The sequence below is a fragment of the Pseudoalteromonas peptidolytica genome (assembly GCF_012641745.1).
GTDB classification, from domain to species: Bacteria; Pseudomonadota; Gammaproteobacteria; order Enterobacterales; family Alteromonadaceae; genus Pseudoalteromonas; species Pseudoalteromonas peptidolytica.
Map to the genome: position 1 here is coordinate 1 of NZ_WEHZ01000056.1, position 17,125 is coordinate 17,125.

Consider the following 17,125-nt stretch of genomic DNA (forward strand, 5'->3'; position numbering starts at 1 on the left):
GACACATCTGTGTCCCCTTCGTCTAGAGGCCTAGGACACCGCCCTTTCACGGCGGTAACAGGGGTTCGAATCCCCTAGGGGACGCCACTTACTTTTGGTAAGTAACTCGGTTAGCAAGAGAATAAACCGCTAAAAAAGTCCTAGTGACACATCTGTGTCCCCTTCGTCTAGAGGCCTAGGACACCGCCCTTTCACGGCGGTAACAGGGGTTCGAATCCCCTAGGGGACGCCATTTCTTATTTTCTCCATACATCATATCTCATTGATAATTCTCAATATCAGTCGTTATATTGCCTAACAAGATTAATCTGCTAATTTATATATTAACTTCCTGCTGTGTGTTTAATAGCCAAAATAGTGATATCCATGATCTTGATCAGTTTCTGATGCTTTTCTTCACGACGTCTTAGAAAGTAATAATTTATTATTGCCTTTTTATAGAGAGTGCACAATGAGCAAAGGTAGAGCTGATTACACTGGTAAAGAAAGAGATTATCCAAGTTCTTATAACTTACTTTCGACAACAAATGTCAAAGGACAAATTAAGTATGCAAATGCGCAATTTTGCGAAGTTGCAGGGTTTTCTCTAGATGAATTAAAAGGTAAGCCACATAATCTCGTAAGACACCCAACTATGCCAAAAGTGGCGTTTAAAAACTTGTGGGATTATATTGAAGCAGGTAAACCATGGATGGGGATGGTAAAAAATCGCTGCAAAAATGGTGATCATTATTGGGTTAATGCTTTTGTTACGCCTATAAAAGACAAGTCAGGTAATACTGTAGAGTACCAGTCAGTGCGGACTAAGCCTAATAAAGAGGTAGTTAACCGAGCAGAGCGAATATACTCAGATTTGCACGGTGGTGCTCCATTAAGTAAGTTCACTCGTGCATCTTGGTCGCTATCTGCACAAATGATGGCAATTATCATCATTTTTTATGTCCTAACTATGGTTATCTCAAGCTTTGCTACTCCGTGGAATTACATTGCCGAAACGATTCTGACCTGTATTGTCTTATTTATTACGTATTCACGCCTTGCTCCTGTACGCGAATTAAGTAAAAAAGCCAAAAAGGTGCATGACAACCCGCTAATGCAAAAGGTATATCTAAATAAAGTTAACGATGTTGCTGCTATTGAGCTGGCATTAATTGCTCGAGAATCTGAGCTTAGAGCTGTTCTTGGGCGTGTCAAAGATGCGAGCTCAACGGTGTCAGAGTATGCTACGAAAACCATGCAAGAGTGTAAAAGCAGTGCAGATATTTTAAATCAGCAACAAGCACAGACAGGATCTCTTGCCACAGCTATAAATCAGATGTCGGTCTCTATCAGTGATATTGCATCAAATACAAACAATGCTGCAAAACAGTCTGAAGCGGCACTTGAGTCTGTAGTAAGTGGGCACAAGGCGGTTGACGATAATATGCAGAATAATTATTCGCTATCAGAAGAATTGTCACAGACGCAAAAAGATATTGAGGACCTAAATGCTCAGAGCGTTAATATAGAAGGCGTGGTTGATGTGATTAGAGGGATTTCAGAGCAGACCAACCTATTGGCTTTAAATGCCGCCATTGAGGCAGCTAGAGCAGGAGAGCAGGGGCGAGGGTTTGCCGTCGTTGCTGATGAAGTACGGGCACTTGCGCAGCGGACACAGGATTCTACAACAGAGATAAATGGGATTATCGCAGATCTTAGGCTTCGTGCGGAAAGGGCCGTTGCAGCGATTCAAAGTGGTGTTGCGCGCTCTTCGGAATGTGTTTCTAAAGCTGAAGGGACAAAGTCGAGCTTGGAGACGATCAATACTATCGTTAATGAGATTTCGAGTCTTAACTATCAAATTGCTACTTCAACAGAAGAAATGTCAAGCGTATCAAATGAGTTAAATGTGAATGCAGTGACGATTTCAGGTCTTGCTGATGAATCAATGCAAAGCGCACGCAAAACGCACGAAACCATGAAAAATACAGAGCAAGCACTTGATAATCAGGAGGCCTTGGTTGATCAGTTTATTCGCAAGTTAAACAGCAGCCGTGATTAAACCTAGAGTATCTGGGGTGAATTAGTGTTCATTTGATGACTTTTTAGTATTTATGATACTTTGTTTCTTTGAAGTACCTATTATGAAAATAGGTACTTCAGCAGTAACGGGATTATCGAGATGATTTCCCGCCACATATAGATCATTGAATTAAAAAAAGTATATTAAATTTGATAACCACCGTTTATCCCTTTAACTGCATAAGCAACAGCATCGTGGGCATGAAGTGACTCGTAATGGTTAATTTTTATATAAAAGTCAGCTAATTGTTGTTGGTTGAAAAGTGCTTTAAGTTTTCGTGCAGCATCCTCACAAAACATAAGGTTTTGTCCATTTAGACGAGCAAATTCTTGTTCATCCTCACGTTTTACAGCGGCTTGAACTGGTGTTTTTAATTCATTCTCGACTAATTCAATTAAGTCTAAGATCTCAAACTCATCGATATGCTCGCCGAGGCGAATTTTAATATTTGCAATGGAGCGCTGAGAATGAGGAGTAGCAACAATACCTTCTGTGCTACCAAGCCATTTATGAACGCTATGAAAATCTAATTCGGTACCGTCAAATGCTTGTTGAAAGGCATCTTGTATTAACTGGCGTGATAGTGCCGCAGAGCAAGGGCAGGTAGATGAATAGGTTATGTCTAAAGCGAGTTCAAGTGTGTAAACACCATTTCGTAATGTCGCATCTAGCTTTATTGGATACGATTTCCAGCCCATTTTTTTACTTAAAAGTGAAGGGCGCCTAATTGGCAACTCAAAGTGAAAAAGTACTTTTGCACTTGTGCTCAGTTCATTATGGGTACTTAAAAAGTTGTCTAATAACTGCTTTAAGGTATTAGGCGTTAATACTTTCTCACAGGAGAGTGAGTCGAGAGCAAGGAAAAGGCGTGACATGTGAATGCCTTTGGCATCCTCTTTTTGCAAATCAACAAAAGCATCTGCTTTTGCTGTTACGGTGACTTGGCCCAGCCCCTTAACTTCAATAACTAAAGGTAGCTCTATGTTGCCCATGCCTACCCAGTCTAAAGTTCCGGTTTGTAACGCACTTGCACTATGTGCAATGTCTGGCATGTTATTTTGCATAGAGGCTCTCTTTTCTAAGACTTAAAAAACGCGCATATTACACCAAATCACATAAAGTTGGGATGATGAGTGCAAATCTATCTGTATTAAATTAAACAATTTGTGCATTTAGTGATACAGGCTTTTATTTGTGCTCGTAGAATCCAATGATTATAGGTAATACTGTGCTCAGCAATATCTGTGCTCGCTTATTACTAGGGCTTTTGTATAATATTTACTTTGCGGTCTAAATTGTGCGATGGTCAGGCTATAAGCAGTGAAATACTCTTGTTCTGATCAGTATTTAATAAGTGGTGATGTAATAATATGGCAGAAAATTCGTTTGGCTCATGGGCTCGAATTTTATCAAATTTGGTAGAAAAGTATGGTAACAAACGTGCATTTGCAATTGCTTATGTATTTACGTTATTTGTTGCCGTGATCCTGTCTTGTATGTTTTATTACGTTGCACTTGGAGTGGTGGAAATAGCTGATATATCAGCGTTACTTTTTCTAACCGCCGTCATTTCACCCGCTCTGATCATGATGTCAGTTGCCGCAATGAGAGAAGTTCAGTCTTCAAAAGCGTATCTTGAATCAGCCACACAGCAAGAAAAAATGCTGAATCAAACATTGAAGGACAATATTAATCGGCTGAATAGTGAAATCGATGAAAGGAAACTTGCCCTGCACGCAAAGCATAGGGCTATTGATGAATTAAGAAAAGAAATTGCGGAGCGCAAAAAGACGCAATTAGAGCTAGCTCAGCAAGGTATGTTATTGCGAAACATCGTCGACTCATCTCCTGATTTGTTTTACTACCGAGATGAAAATGGCGTGTTTGCCGGCTGCAATAAGATGTTTGAATTGGTAATGGGGAAGAGCAGTGAAGAGCTTATTGGCAAATCTGTAGAGCAAATTTATCCCACTCAGTATTTACCCAAAGTTTTAGAAACGGATGAACAGGTCGCAAACACCCAGCAACCGTTAACTCTCGATGTCGAATACCCAGTTAAGGGTGAACAGCGCTGGTTTGAAATGCGTAAGTTACCGTTTATTAATGATAAAGGTGAGTATATCGGCTTATTAGCATTTGGACGGGATATTACTAGCCGAAAAGAAGCGGAGCAGGCACTTGAAACTGCATATAAAGACAAAGGTAAGTTCATCGCAACACTCAGTCATGAGCTAAGAACACCACTAAACGGTATCGTCGGTTTGACTCGCATGATGTTAGATACAGAGCTGACCGCGCAGCAGAAGAGTTGGTGTAATACAGTGTTCTCAAGTGCTGAGACGCTGGGGAATATATTTAACGACATTATAGACCTAGACAAAATTGACCGAGAGCAGCTAGACATTGCGACAGATAGTATAAACGTCTCAGACTTTATCAATGATGTTGTAAACTTTGCTGGCTTAATAGCCGAGCAGAAAGGGCTTGAGTTTACAATTAACCGCTCTGGTATTTTAGATGTATATGCTTTACTTGATCCAACTCGACTTCGCCAAGTATTGTGGAATCTAATCAATAATGCGGTGAAGTTCACGCACAGAGGTAGTGTCACGTTAGAGTGTCGACGTGAGAATCGTAGTGATGGCCCGTGGCTGTCCATTAGCGTTATTGATACTGGAATGGGAATACCTGAAGAGCAGCTAGAACGAATTTTTGAAATGTACTATAAAGCGCCAGATGCGTCTGGCAGTAATGCGATAGGCTCAGGTATAGGGTTAGCTGTGACAAAAGCATTAGTGCATGCAATGAAAGGCTCTATTTCCGTTGTTAGCTCTGAAGGTACAGGTAGCCGCTTTGATGTTGAAGTTCCACTGCAGTTATGTAGTGCACCAAAAGAGCAAAGCTACGCAGGTAGAAGTCTTTACATTCTACTTGTGGAGGATGTCCCTCTAAATGCAGAAATAGCGACTAACTTACTTGAGCAGCGTGGTCATGAAGTTATCTGGGCAGAAACTGGGGAAGATGCTCTATCTTTTGTTGAAACTGAAGATGATCTAGATTTGATTTTGCTTGATATGCAGTTACCTGACATCAATGGGGATGAAGTTGCGCGCCAAATACGCCAAGAAAGTCACTTTGATCACCTACCCATTGTCGCATTAACAGCAAATGTTAGAAGCGCCGAACAGGAGCTTGAAGGGATCAGTGTACAAGGTGCTTTAGCTAAACCGATAAATACCACTAAACTTGATAAAATGTTAGCAGAGTTATTCGGTATAGAAGCACAAAAGAACAAGCAAAGCCTAGATCTTCGAGAAGCTTTATTACAGCCGCAATATAGTGATTTAGATATAGAAACGATTTGTGACTTTGTTGAGTCAATGGGAGCCCCAGCTTTCCAAAGAAGCTGTGATTTGTTTACAAAATTAAGCCCTAAATACTGCCAAGAACTAAGAGATGCAGTAGTCGAAAATGATATTGAAGAGTACGGAGCTGTAGCTCACAAAGTGAAAGGAGCAGCAGGTTCTGTAGGTTTGAAACTCGCACAGTTGCAAGCAAAGAGAATGGAACTGGAGTCAGATGGAAAAGATGATGATACGCTATTGCTGTGGGTTTCGGAGTTGGAAGCAAAAATAGAAGAAGGGCAAGAAGCCCTTCATCCATTAATTGCAAAACTCGCTGAAGACTAGCAAAAACGATTATTGAGCGTCGATTTTACCAATGAATCGGTAACCTTCACCATGAATTGTGCTGATTAATTCAGGTGTGTTGTTATCGGTTTCAAAATGTTTACGAATACGACGAATTGTGACGTCAACTGTACGGTCATTAGCACGCAGCTCACGACCAGTCATGTGCTTAATAAGCTGCTCACGGCTAAAGATACGACCAGGCGAATCTAACATTAGACGAAGCGCTCTATATTCACCTTTAGGTAGACGCTTTGAGTCACCTGTTGGAGATGTTAAACAGCGACTGTTCTCATCTAATTCCCAACCATTAAACGTAATAACGCCGTTACTATCGATCGTAGACTCTTCTGCTGAACTGCCTGTGCGAGATATTAAGTTACGGGCACGAATAGTTAGTTCACGCGGGTTAAATGGTTTTGTGATGTAATCATCAGCACCAATCTCAAGACCAAGGATACGGTCTACATCATTGTCGCGACCTGTAAGGAAGATAAGGCCGATGTTTTTCTTCTGGCGTAACTCACGAGCCAAAATCAAACCATTTTTACCAGGAAGGTTGATATCCATGATAACAAGGTTTACATCATCGTGTGATGTTAGCTTGTCGTGCATGTCGTCGCCATCAATGGCTTCAATTACCTTATAACCTTCCGCTTCAAATAAACTAACGAGGTTCAGTCGAGTTACGTCTTCATCCTCTACAATTAGAATGACTGGCGTTTGCATTATTAATTAACCTTTTCGGAATATATAATTTACAATGAGTTCGGACTTATATAATAAATCCGAATATTTACGATTATAGGAGCTTATCCAATTGTTAACAAGTAAAATCAGTTGGGATGAAACTTGGATACGGCAAGCAACCTTGAGCGTACGATGAAGTACTGTTTGTTCAGGGCTTGCTTATTAATGTACAGTCGAATTTTGCTTCCTTCTTGGACCAAAGCAGCTATCCCGCCTCTTTCTAAAAACTCAATACTTTCGCCCACGGTCAACATGTTTGACTCTATTGTATCGGTCCAAGCGGATAGTATATCATTTTCATTGGTTTCATCAATGTATGTGACGTCGCAGGCGCTGGAAAGTTCCCGGTAAGTCCATGTTTCTTTTGCCTCAATAAGCGTTATGGGTTTGCCACGAATTGACAGTTTTGTTGCATTTTTTAAATTAGATGCGGGGCCACTTTCAAGAGAATAAAAACAAAATATTAAGCTTTGTTTGGTATCCTCGTCAGGGAACTCTATAAATTTGGCCATTTGATATAAAAAAGCAGAACGTACTTGATCAGGCGTTTTTGCATGTAGAACCATAGATGCAAATAAGTATATTATGATAATACAGCAGCGCTTCATTGTACGTTTCCAGAAAGAGGGAGTGTAATAATAAACTTGGCGCCTTTTTTACACTCTTCATCTAGAGCAATTGAGCCCCCAAGCGCTTGTGTAACTAGGTTATAAACTAGGTGCATACCTAAACCGCTACCGCCCTCACCACGGCGTGTCGTTACAAAGGGGTCAAAAATTCGCTTTTTAATTGCTTTTGGAACGCCTCCCCCATTATCAAAGTACTCCAGCTTTAGATGCTCTGAGCTTGAGGTAACAGTAATATTTATAATGTTGTTTTGCTGATCTTTAAAACCATGTAGTAATGAGTTCGAAATCAACTGCTCTAATACTTGTTGTAAAGGTCCAGCTTTGCTTTCAATTTCAAGGCCCTTGTCACAGTGAATGCTGATCTCTGGTTGTTTGGTCGCAATTTCAGCTCGTAAAGAGGCGACGACTTCTGTGAGTAGATTAGAAAGTTCTATTTTCGAGTTTACTTCTAAGTCTTGGCTTACAGCAAGGCGCTTAAAGCTAGAAACGAGCTCAGCTGCACGATTTAGGTTTCGATAGATGAGATCTAAATTTTCGATACCGTCACCAATGAACCTTTCTAGTTGCTTAGAGGTGAGGGACTTGCTCTGAAATGCATCATTGATGTCTGACAATTTATCTCGTAACAGTGTCGAGCCAGTTATACCTAAACCAATTGGTGTATTTACTTCATGAGCTACTCCAGCCACCATTTGCCCCAAAGATGCCATTTTTTCGTTTTCAATGATTTGATTCTGATATTGGTGCATTCGTTCAAGAGCGTTGAGCAGCTCTTGGTTAGCCTCTCTGAGAGCGATGGTGCGTTGGTTCACTTTTTCTTCAAGGCTTTGGTTTAATTGCTTTATTTCTTGTTTGTCAGCTTTGTGGCGTTCAAGTTGGTTTTCTGTTCTGGCCAGCATTATGTTGAGGTTGTTAGCAAGTACATTTAGCTCTGCGATGTGACTACCAGGAGCTCTGGCATTGTAATTGTGGTTTTTAGACACATCTTGAAGTAGGGTCGAAAGCCCTTCAATTGGCGTTGCAATGCGTTTTTGTATGCCTCTAGAAACTAATAAAACGAGAACCAATACAAATAGGGTGAGGGCAATATCAACTAAAATTTTCTGATTGATATAATTAGATAAGCGTTCAAGGCCACCTCGAACATACACGTAGCCTTCAATATTGCCTTCATAAATAACGGGCCTCACAAGCTCAATATGATCTTCTGAGACTCTAGGTGTTAAGAGTTCATCAATTTGGTTTACTTTGAGAGGAACCGGAGGTGTTCTACTTGCATTATAGCTTGTGAAAAATACCGGTTTATTGGTGACATCATCAATTGCATATATGTGAATATTTTTAATAATATCAACGTGTTGAAAGGATTTTAGGCGTGCATCTTCGGTTTTTCTGTCATCAAATAAAATGGTTATCTGAGAGTTAAAAGAGATGATGTCAGCTATCATCTCAATTTTATTAATAATGAGTTGCCTTTGTTCCTTTACATCCAAATACGTTGAGATAGATATGGATAAAGACAAGCACAATGCGGTTACAAGCATCACTGCGCTGATCAATACTTTTCTTATGCTTGTTTTGGTTAATTGCTTACTCATTCTTATTCCAGCTGGATGATCAGCCTTAGCTGCGGCTAACAGAGTATTGGGATCCCAAACGCTCATTATAATAAAGTAGAGCAAATCTTTGAAAATGAAAAGATAAAAGGTAGGTTTCAGTGAAGGTTTACTTAATTTTCAAGTAAACCTTATAGGTTAGTAGTGTTATTGTGCTTTATATACAGCGAACTTTGTATTTTTGTTGACTGTTTCAAATTGACTAAATTGTGCTTCTAATATTGGTGGATACTTTAAGAAGCTATTGGCGACCAACTGGATAGTTGATTTTGCCTCCATAAAACGCTTAATGTTCTGCAAGAACTGTTCAGCAATTCCATAATCAGTAGAGATGCCGGTATGAAATGGTGGGTTACTGAGGATTAAGTTAAACTTACCGTTTAATTCACTCAGTCCATCACTCAACAGTAAGGTTGCGTCGAACCCGTTCAAAGCTAAGGTTTTTTGAGTCGCGTACAGCGCGAGGGCATTGACGTCTAAACAGGTGAATTTAAGAGTTGGGCTTTTTAGCAACGAGTAACAAGTTATAATTCCTGCACCACAACCAAAGTCCAGTACCTTCCCTTTATAAGGAAGAGTGGTACTCTCCAGCAACAATTTCGTCCCAGCATCAAGCTTACCGTGGTTAAATACTCCAGGTAAACTGGCAGCAGTAAACTCTGTGTCGGCGATACGTACAGTAAACTCTTGAACATACCGATCTAACTCAAAGTTTGGGTTGCTGGTTAATTGGTTGAATTCGTACAAAATGCAGTGTTTTGCGCTTTCTAACTTGTAGCAATGCTCAGAGTGTTCTTTTAGCTGCTTTTCAGCACTTTTTACTCCGCCTTTATTGTCACCAACGACGAGCAGTCGTGTTTCGTCAGTGCTTAAAGAACGAATGTTATCAAAAACCATCTGCGCTTCAGGCTTTGATTTAGGGTAGTAATAAATAACGAGATCACAGTTTTGTAAAGCCGGTAACTGATGACCAACATGACTACTCACACCGGCAATATTATTTGCATGTGTATGATCTGCAAAATCAAAGCTAAAAGCATGGATCGCTGAATTGGGATTTAACGCTTTCAATTCACGTAAAAAACCATCTCGAGGATGATTGATTACCAGAATATTATTGGCAATAAGTTCTTCTTCATTTCGAAGTAATAACAAGCTGGGGTTGGTAAATTGCAACGCTAACTCCTAGATAAAGCTGTGAGTGCTGTATTGAGAGAAATGAAAGGAGCGAAAATACGCTCCACAATAATTAATCGATGCGTTCAAACATCAAGTCCCAAACACCGTGCCCTAAGCGGTGGCCACGTTGCTCGAATTTGGTCAGAGGTCTAAAGTCTGGGCGAGGAACATAATCATTGCTATGCGACTGATTTTTATAACCAGGTGCCGCACTCATCACTTCAAGCATGTGCTCTGCGTAGTTTTCCCAGTCAGTTGCCATATGGAACACGCCACCAACTTTTAATTTTTGACGAATTTTTTCAGCAAACTCAAGTTGGACAATACGGCGTTTGTGGTGGCGTTTTTTATGCCATGGATCAGGGAAGAATAGCTGTAGTTTAGCAAGGCTGCCATCGGCAATACAGTCAGCGAGAATTTCGACAGCATCATGTTCAAATACACGTAAGTTTTTGATGCCCTGCTCATCTGCATCCATCAAGCATGCGCCCACACCTGGACGGTGGACTTCAATACCAATAAAGTTTTGCTGAGGGTTATTTTTAGCCATTTCGACTAGTGATTTGCCCATACCAAAGCCAATTTCCAGAACGACTTCATTGTTATTTCCAAACACCTCAGTAAAGTCAAGCAAGCCTTGTGTATGCTCTAACCCCATACTCGGCCAACATTTTTCCAATGCAGCTGCTTGGCCTTTAGTTAGACGTCCTTCACGCTTAACAAAGCTACGCACTTTTCTGATGTACTTGCCTTCTTCCTGCGCTTGTTCGAGCGCACTTTTGCTTGATTCGTTCATGGTCATTTCTATGCTGGTGAAAATGGTCGCACATTATCGTCATTCAGTTGGCAATAAACAAGTATAGAGTGAAATTTTACGTGGTGACTATTAAAGCAATTGTGATTACACTGGCGGCTTTTATAGTAAGTACTAGTCAAGTTTATGAACGTTAGCCAGCAACAAGCTAAGTGGTTTGGTGAGCAAGTTGTGTCTTGGTATCACCTTCATGGTAGAAAAACACTGCCGTGGCAACTCGGAAAAACACCGTATAAAGTATGGATTTCTGAGGTGATGTTACAGCAGACTCAAGTAACTACGGTTATTCCCTATTTTGAGCGCTTTATGGCGCGCTTCCCAACGGTAATTGAACTGGCTGATGCGCCAGAAGATGAAGTGCTACACCATTGGACTGGTTTAGGTTATTACGCTCGCGCGAGAAACCTGCACAAAGCCGCCAAAGTGATCAGAGATAAATATCATGGCAAATTTCCAGAAACATTAGAAGCCGTTATAGATTTACCAGGAATAGGTCGCTCAACAGCTGGCGCAATACTCTCTCTTGCACTTGGTCAGCACCACCCAATACTCGATGGTAATGTAAAGCGAGTACTGGCTAGGTTTTATATGGTTGAAGGTTGGTACGGAGTAAAAAAAGTCGAAAACCAATTGTGGTCTCTGAGTGATGCTGTCACACCAAGTGGTGATGTAAGAGCGTTTAATCAGGCTATGATGGATTTAGGGTCCGGCGTGTGTACAAGAAGCAAGCCAAACTGTGATGTTTGCCCGTTAGTTGAAGAGTGCTCAGCGTTCAAAAATAATCGGGTGAAAGAGTTTCCAAATCCTAAACCCAAAAAAGACAAGCCAAAAAAGCGTGCTCATCACCTCATTATTAAATGCGGTGAAAAGGTACTGATGGAAAAACGCCCTTCAAGTGGGATTTGGGGAGGCTTATTTGGGTTCTTTGAATTTTCAGAGTCTGCTGAGGTTAATACTTTTATCGCCCAGCAAGACATAGTTGCGGCTAGCATTAATACCTTAGAGCCCTTTGTGCATATTTTTACGCATTTTGAATTAACCATCACGCCAGTTGTTATCGAAGTGACTCACCCAACAGATTGTGTGAATGATCATCAGTTATTGTGGTTTGACCTTCATAATCCTCCAGAAGTCGGGTTAGCGGCACCGACTAAAAAGTTGGTTAAAGTCTTAGCTGCAATAGGGTAAACTGAAGACATCAGCTGTGCCACAAATTGAAAGTGCACAAATAAAATTGAAGAGGTAGAAACTTATGGCTCGTACCGTATTTTGTCAAAAGTTACAAAAAGAGGCGCCAGGATTGGACTTCCAACTTTATCCAGGTGAGGTTGGAGAGCGTATTTTTAATAATATCTCCAAAGAAGCATGGCAACAATGGCAGCACAAGCAAACTATGCTTATCAATGAAAAACACTTAAATATGATGGATCCTGAGCACAGACAGCTACTTGAAGAGCAGATGGTTGGCTTTTTGTTTGAAAATAAAGACGTTGAAATTGAAGGCTATAGGCCTCCAGAGAAGTAAAAAGTAAAAAGGTCGCTTATGCGACCTTTTTACTAATTGGTTTTATCTTTAATAGTGAATTAGTACTCTCTGTCTACTGACAGTTTTGCTAGCGCAACAAGCGCTTCTTTATGGTCTGAATCAGGCAGTACATCAAGTTGTTCTATTGCTTTACGTGCCTCTTCTTGTGCTTTTTCCATAGTAAAATCGAGCGCTTTTGTCTCTGCTAGAGTAGCTAATATCTCTTCGAGGTGCTCAAGCCCATTACCGCTTTCGATTGCTGTGCGAATTTGCGCAGTTTGCTGCTCGTTCGCATGTTTCATAGCGTAAATTAACGGTAGCGTCGGCTTTCCTTCAGCAAGGTCATCACCGATATTTTTACCTAAAAGCTCTGCGTTAGCACTGTAATCAAGAATGTCATCTACAAGCTGAAAGGCGGTGCCTAGGTGCATGCCGTATAGCTTGAGCGCTGTTTTTATCTCATCAGATTGTTCTAATATAACGGCTGGCAACAGGGTTGCTGCTTCAAAGAGTTTTGCGGTTTTGCTGTAAATAACCTGCATGTAACTCTGCTCGCTGGTATCTGGGTCATTACAGTTCATAAGCTGTAACACTTCACCTTCGGCGATTATATTAGTGGCATCAGCAAGGATCTGCATCACCTCCATATTGCCAAGACCAACCATAAGCTGAAATGAGCGGGTATAGATAAAATCACCGACTAAGACACTGGCAGCGTTACCAAACTCGGCATTCGCGGTAGGCTCTCCACGGCGTAATGCCGATTCATCAACTACGTCATCATGGAGTAAGGTTGCCGTGTGTATGAACTCGACAATTGTCGCCAATGTGATGTGTTTATCACCTTCATAACCTAATGCTCTGGCGGCCAAAAGGGCTAACATCGGACGGATGCGCTTACCTCCGCTGTTCACAATGTATAAACCTAACTGCTTTACAAGTGCAACATCAGATTGCATTTGTTCATGTATAAGTTGGTTGACGCCAAGCATGTCTTGCTCAACCAAATTTTGGATAGTTTTTATATCCATTGTGCTCCGAGCCAATCTATTAACCGAAAATGAATAAACGTGGTGATTGTACTACAAAAAAACCATCGACTCGATAAATTGTCGTAGTTGCTTATAAAAAAACGTTTTTATGCTTAATTTTTGTTCTTTTTATCACTCAAAGAAGATACTGCTTTTGGTGTGGAATTTATCTTGAGTATCAGTTTTAGGTAATTGAAATTGTCATGCGTTATGAGGGTAGTTCGGATAAAAAATAGCTTGGCTTTGACATTTTTTTGACTAGAATAGGGGAAAATATTTGATTGCCCTCATGCGAGCTAAATTTTATTCACTTTCTTCAAATTTACACTTGCGCCAAGATACGCATTAGCGTAAACTTCGCGCCCTATTGAAGAATATTAAGTTGCGTCGATTTGAGGGCGCACAGACGGAGTTAATTATGTACGCGGTTTTCCAAAGTGGTGGTAAACAGCACCGTGTGACTGAAGGTCAAACTATTCGTTTAGAAAAGCTAAACGTTGAAACTGGTGCAGCAGTTGAATTTGATTCAGTACTTCTAATTGCTGATGGTGAAAAGATCGAGATCGGTGCACCGTTCGTTAACGGTGGTAAAGTAACAGCTGAAGTTGTTTCTCACGGTCGTGGCGAGAAGATTAAGATTGTTAAGTTTAGACGTCGTAAGCATTCTCGTAAGCAGATGGGCCACCGTCAGTGGTTCACTGAAGTTAAAATCACTGGCATTAGCGCTTAATTTTTAGAGGTACAGAAAGATGGCACATAAGAAGGCAGCTGGTAGTACTCGTAACGGTCGCGATTCAGAAAGTAAACGCTTAGGTGTTAAACGTTTTGGTGGCGAATCAGTTTTAGCGGGTAACATCATCGTTCGTCAACGTGGTACTAAGTTCCACGCTGGTACTAACGCAGGTATCGGTAAAGACCACACAATCTTCGCAAAAGCAGACGGTAAAGTTGTTTTTGAGCAGAAAGGTCCTTTAAACCGTAAATACGTTAGCATCGTAGCTGAGTAATCGGTATTAAATACTAAAAACCCCGCTTAGGCGGGGTTTTTTGTTTTTAGTATATTAATTACCAAATTTAGCTATATCAAGTTGTATTAATACAATTGATATTAGGAGCGGCTTGTCGCTACTGCTATAATAGCGAAGAGAATTCAGGCAGAGTTAAAGAGTTTAAACCATGAAGTTTGTCGATGAAGTAGAAATTAGAGCGGAAGCCGGAGATGGGGGCAGTGGTGTCGTTTCATTCCGCCGCGAAAAGTTTGTGCCAGATGGTGGCCCAGACGGAGGTGATGGCGGTGATGGCGGGAGTGTATTCCTTGAGGCTGATGAAAACTTAAATACGCTTATCGACTATCAGTTTGAACGCTTTCACCGAGCTGAGCGCGGCACGAATGGTCAGGGCAGAAATTGCACCGGTAAGAAAGGTCAAGATTTGGTGCTCAAAGTACCTGTTGGTACTCGTGTTACTGATGTTGATACCGAGGAGTGCCTTGGCGATTTAACTAAGCATGGACAAAAGTTAATTGTTGCTAAAGGTGGTTTTCATGGCCTTGGGAATACGCGCTTTAAGTCCAGTACAAATCGTGCACCAAGACAGAAGACATTAGGTACCGCAGGAGAAGTTCGTAATCTACGTCTAGAGCTTATGCTTTTGGCCGATGTTGGCCTATTAGGTCTGCCCAACGCCGGCAAATCGACATTTATTCGTAGTGTTTCAGCTGCAAAGCCTAAAGTAGCAGATTACCCGTTTACCACGCTTGTGCCTAATTTAGGTGTTGTTCGCCCAGAAGCGAGTAAGTCGTTTGTAATTGCAGATATTCCGGGATTGATTGAAGGTGCAGCTGATGGTGCTGGCCTTGGTATTCGATTCTTAAAGCATTTAGAGCGCTGTCGAGTGTTATTGCACATTATTGATGTGATGCCAGTTGATGGTAGTGATCCGATTGAAAATGGCTTTGCAATCATTAACGAGTTACATCAATACAGCCCTAAATTGGCAGAAAAGCCACGCTGGCTAGTGTTGAATAAAGTTGATTTATTGCTTGAGGAAGAAAGAGAAGAAGTTTGCTCGCGTATTGCACACGAGCTAGACGCAGAAAACTTTTACATGATCTCCGCAGCAAATAAGCTTAATACGCAACCTTTATGCTTTGATATTATGAATTTGCTTGAAAGCATGCCAAAAGACAAGTTTGAGGAAGAGCAGCAAGAAGAAGTTGAGTTTAAGTGGGATACCTATCACAGGCATGCAACTAAAAACGACAACAATGACGATGATGATTGGGATGACTGGGACGACGATGACTATGATGTAGAAGTCATCTACGAGCGTTAGTTATATCGCTCCAATTCTCATTGATTAGTTTGAAAGGCCCATTCAGGGCCTTTTTGCTATTTCTTTTTCCATTTTCTGTATCATGATTGTTATACTGTTCGTAATACCAAATAGCGTTTCAAAAACTAATACTAAAATACTAATAAGGTACATTGTGGTAATTTCAATGATAGCAGCAATGGCAAACAATCGTGTCATCGGAAAAGATAACGATATGCCTTGGCATCTACCTGCTGATCTTCAGCACTTTAAAAAAATCACTCTAGGGAAACCTGTGATCATGGGACGAAAAACATTTGAGTCCATTGGTAGGCCTTTACCTGGTAGAAGAAATATCGTTATTTCACGAAATAGTGACTACACACATGAAGGTATAGAAGTAGTTTCTACTCCTGAGGCTGCGTTAAAAGTAGTCTCTAATTATGAAGAAATTATGATAATTGGTGGTGGTCATATTTATGACATATTTTTACCGTATGCTCAGCGTCTCTATTTGACCTTTATCGACCTTGATGTAGAGGGGGATACGCAGTTTCCTGATTACAAAAAGTTTGGAGAGTGGCGCGAGGTCGAAACAGAGTGTAACGAACCTGACGAGCGTAATAACCATAGTTATAAATTCGTAACTCTACACAAAAAACTATGAGTTTCTTGCTAACAATTGTTTAGGTTGCTAAAATATAGTCAGTTATATGCTACGAACAAAGTATTAAAGGGCCTGTGTAATGAAATTAACTACCGTGCTACTGTCAGTATCTATTGCTGTTGCAGCTTTTTCTTTTAGCAAACCAGCAAGTGCAAACGATCAGTTGGCGCTCTCTCTATGTGAATATATTGCTGCTGATGACAAAAACCGTATTCGTAAGGCGCTAAAAACTGCTCGTCTTAAAATGCGTAATATTTATGATGGTGTTCAGTGTAACGGTAATAATCTACTAAGACATGCTATCGCTAGCAATGCGAGTGATGCTGGTGAGTACATTGTTAAAAGTATTCCTAAAAGTGCATTAGAGGATGGCAAAGACCTAGCGTGGGCAGAGGCAAACCATGGTGGTTCACCTCTAATTGCAGTTATCAAAGAGCGTGCGGGCCTTTAATTCAAAAAACATATGATAAAAAGCCCTTAATTGGGCTTTTTTTATACCTAACTAATTCATACACCGCTATGTACCTCACCTAATACCAATTTGTCTTAATACTTGCTCAATTTGAAGAACTAAATCTGACGCTAACAGCGTTAAAAATTTCTTATTTAGAACAACTAAATAGCAAAATTTTTGTCTTGCCTATATGGATGTAGGTACCTTAGCGATAGCAGGACGCGGTAGTGGAGTTATCGACAAGCTTTTCTCGCTTTAAAGTAGTTCGTTTAATTAACCCCAGCTCGGGATAAGAATTTAAAAACTAGGGAACTATATGCCTGTTCCAAGATCAGATCTTTCGACCAAAAAAGAAAGTGACCCAGTAAGGAACAGGCATGAATAAGTTAGTTGAGT

16 protein-coding genes and 2 tRNA genes are annotated in these 17,125 nt (G+C 40.7%); 11 read left to right on the plus strand and 7 right to left on the minus strand.

From position 1 onward, the window contains the following. Positions 1–11 precede the first annotated feature (11 nt). The 3 genes from F9Y84_RS21240 to F9Y84_RS21250 all read left to right on the plus strand — a co-directional run bounded on the left by F9Y84_RS21240 (position 12) and on the right by F9Y84_RS21250 (position 2,041). Positions 12–87 (plus strand) — tRNA-Glu (locus F9Y84_RS21240). 69 nt (positions 88–156) lie between these two features. Continuing rightward, positions 157–232, plus strand: a tRNA-Glu gene (locus F9Y84_RS21245). A 219-nt stretch (positions 233–451) separates the two neighbouring features. Continuing rightward, a complete protein-coding gene (locus F9Y84_RS21250; protein WP_147390800.1) occupies positions 452–2,041 on the plus strand; it encodes a methyl-accepting chemotaxis protein in 1,590 nt (529 codons plus the stop codon). Between the two features lie 164 nt (positions 2,042–2,205). Here F9Y84_RS21250 and folE2 read toward each other — a convergent pair whose 3' ends face one another. Continuing rightward, positions 2,206–3,126: a GTP cyclohydrolase FolE2 gene (gene folE2 / locus F9Y84_RS21255; RefSeq protein ID WP_147390799.1), complete on the minus strand. Its 921-nt coding sequence runs from the start codon at positions 3,124–3,126 to the stop codon at positions 2,206–2,208. Positions 3,127–3,432: 306 nt separating this feature from the next. Here folE2 and arcB point away from each other — a divergent pair, with 306 nt between their 5' ends. Further along, positions 3,433–5,751, plus strand: coding sequence for an aerobic respiration two-component sensor histidine kinase ArcB (gene arcB / locus F9Y84_RS21260; RefSeq protein ID WP_147390798.1), 2,319 nt, complete (start codon positions 3,433–3,435; stop codon positions 5,749–5,751). A gap of 9 nt (positions 5,752–5,760) precedes the next feature. Here arcB and arcA read toward each other — a convergent pair whose 3' ends face one another. From arcA to trmB, 5 genes are all read right to left on the minus strand, one after another. Further along, complete coding sequence (gene arcA / locus F9Y84_RS21265; RefSeq protein ID WP_125253298.1) at positions 5,761–6,480, minus strand: two-component system response regulator ArcA; 720 nt, start codon at positions 6,478–6,480, stop codon at positions 5,761–5,763. Positions 6,481–6,587: 107 nt separating this feature from the next. Then, positions 6,588–7,067 (minus strand): YfiR family protein, encoded by a 480-nt coding sequence (locus F9Y84_RS21270; protein WP_225740676.1) that lies wholly within the window; start codon positions 7,065–7,067, stop codon positions 6,588–6,590. Positions 7,068–7,105: 38 nt separating this feature from the next. Next, a complete protein-coding gene (locus F9Y84_RS21275; protein ID WP_147390796.1) occupies positions 7,106–8,728 on the minus strand; it encodes a sensor histidine kinase in 1,623 nt (540 codons plus the stop codon). A gap of 165 nt (positions 8,729–8,893) precedes the next feature. Beyond that, a complete protein-coding gene (locus F9Y84_RS21280) occupies positions 8,894–9,922 on the minus strand; it encodes a methyltransferase (RefSeq protein WP_147390795.1) in 1,029 nt (342 codons plus the stop codon). 73 nt (positions 9,923–9,995) lie between these two features. Beyond that, positions 9,996–10,721: a tRNA (guanosine(46)-N7)-methyltransferase TrmB gene (gene trmB, locus F9Y84_RS21285; protein ID WP_147390794.1), complete on the minus strand. Its 726-nt coding sequence runs from the start codon at positions 10,719–10,721 to the stop codon at positions 9,996–9,998. 144 nt (positions 10,722–10,865) lie between these two features. On the opposite strand from trmB, the gene mutY reads away from it, so the two are divergent. Both mutY and F9Y84_RS21295 read left to right on the plus strand, forming a co-directional pair. After that, positions 10,866–11,927, plus strand: coding sequence for an A/G-specific adenine glycosylase (gene mutY / locus F9Y84_RS21290; RefSeq protein ID WP_147390793.1), 1,062 nt, complete (start codon positions 10,866–10,868; stop codon positions 11,925–11,927). A 64-nt stretch (positions 11,928–11,991) separates the two neighbouring features. Continuing rightward, a complete protein-coding gene (locus F9Y84_RS21295) occupies positions 11,992–12,264 on the plus strand; it encodes an oxidative damage protection protein (RefSeq protein ID WP_125253292.1) in 273 nt (90 codons plus the stop codon). Between the two features lie 59 nt (positions 12,265–12,323). Here F9Y84_RS21295 and ispB read toward each other — a convergent pair whose 3' ends face one another. Beyond that, positions 12,324–13,295, minus strand: coding sequence for an octaprenyl diphosphate synthase (ispB, locus tag F9Y84_RS21300; RefSeq protein ID WP_147390792.1), 972 nt, complete (start codon positions 13,293–13,295; stop codon positions 12,324–12,326). A 418-nt stretch (positions 13,296–13,713) separates the two neighbouring features. Between ispB and rplU the strand changes: the two genes are divergently transcribed. The 5 genes from rplU (at position 13,714) to F9Y84_RS21325 (ending at position 16,726) form a co-directional block, all read left to right on the plus strand. Further along, positions 13,714–14,025, plus strand: coding sequence for a 50S ribosomal protein L21 (gene rplU / locus F9Y84_RS21305; protein WP_125253290.1), 312 nt, complete (start codon positions 13,714–13,716; stop codon positions 14,023–14,025). Between the two features lie 19 nt (positions 14,026–14,044). Further along, the gene (rpmA, locus tag F9Y84_RS21310) at positions 14,045–14,302 is read left to right on the plus strand and encodes a 50S ribosomal protein L27 (protein ID WP_105169123.1); all 258 of its coding nucleotides are present in this window, start codon (positions 14,045–14,047) and stop codon (positions 14,300–14,302) included. A gap of 169 nt (positions 14,303–14,471) precedes the next feature. Then, a complete protein-coding gene (gene cgtA / locus F9Y84_RS21315) occupies positions 14,472–15,629 on the plus strand; it encodes an Obg family GTPase CgtA (protein WP_125253288.1) in 1,158 nt (385 codons plus the stop codon). Between the two features lie 154 nt (positions 15,630–15,783). Further along, positions 15,784–16,275, plus strand: coding sequence for a type 3 dihydrofolate reductase (gene folA / locus F9Y84_RS21320; RefSeq protein ID WP_343327581.1), 492 nt, complete (start codon positions 15,784–15,786; stop codon positions 16,273–16,275). Between the two features lie 79 nt (positions 16,276–16,354). Further along, entirely contained in the window at positions 16,355–16,726 is a 372-nt protein-coding gene (locus tag F9Y84_RS21325; protein WP_125253286.1) for a DUF3718 domain-containing protein, read from the plus strand. Positions 16,727–17,125: the final 399 nt, after the last annotated feature.

Bases quoted from the DNA above. Each gene is read 5' to 3' on its own strand.
- F9Y84_RS21295 (WP_125253292.1), top strand. From the start codon at position 11,992: ATGGCTCGTACCGTATTTTGTCAAAAGTTACAAAAAGAGGCGCCAGGA.
- ispB (WP_147390792.1), bottom strand. From the start codon at position 13,295: ATGGATATAAAAACTATCCAAAATTTGGTTGAGCAAGACATGCTTGGC.
- folE2 (WP_147390799.1), bottom strand. From the start codon at position 3,126: ATGCAAAATAACATGCCAGACATTGCACATAGTGCAAGTGCGTTACAA.
- F9Y84_RS21250 (WP_147390800.1), top strand. From the start codon at position 452: ATGAGCAAAGGTAGAGCTGATTACACTGGTAAAGAAAGAGATTATCCA.
- cgtA (WP_125253288.1), top strand. From the start codon at position 14,472: ATGAAGTTTGTCGATGAAGTAGAAATTAGAGCGGAAGCCGGAGATGGG.
- arcA (WP_125253298.1), bottom strand. From the start codon at position 6,480: ATGCAAACGCCAGTCATTCTAATTGTAGAGGATGAAGACGTAACTCGA.
- F9Y84_RS21325 (WP_125253286.1), top strand. From the start codon at position 16,355: ATGAAATTAACTACCGTGCTACTGTCAGTATCTATTGCTGTTGCAGCT.
- arcB (WP_147390798.1), top strand. From the start codon at position 3,433: ATGGCAGAAAATTCGTTTGGCTCATGGGCTCGAATTTTATCAAATTTG.
- F9Y84_RS21275 (WP_147390796.1), bottom strand. From the start codon at position 8,728: ATGAGTAAGCAATTAACCAAAACAAGCATAAGAAAAGTATTGATCAGC.
- F9Y84_RS21270 (WP_225740676.1), bottom strand. From the start codon at position 7,067: ATGGTTCTACATGCAAAAACGCCTGATCAAGTACGTTCTGCTTTTTTA.
- rplU (WP_125253290.1), top strand. From the start codon at position 13,714: ATGTACGCGGTTTTCCAAAGTGGTGGTAAACAGCACCGTGTGACTGAA.
- mutY (WP_147390793.1), top strand. From the start codon at position 10,866: ATGAACGTTAGCCAGCAACAAGCTAAGTGGTTTGGTGAGCAAGTTGTG.
- trmB (WP_147390794.1), bottom strand. From the start codon at position 10,721: ATGAACGAATCAAGCAAAAGTGCGCTCGAACAAGCGCAGGAAGAAGGC.
- rpmA (WP_105169123.1), top strand. From the start codon at position 14,045: ATGGCACATAAGAAGGCAGCTGGTAGTACTCGTAACGGTCGCGATTCA.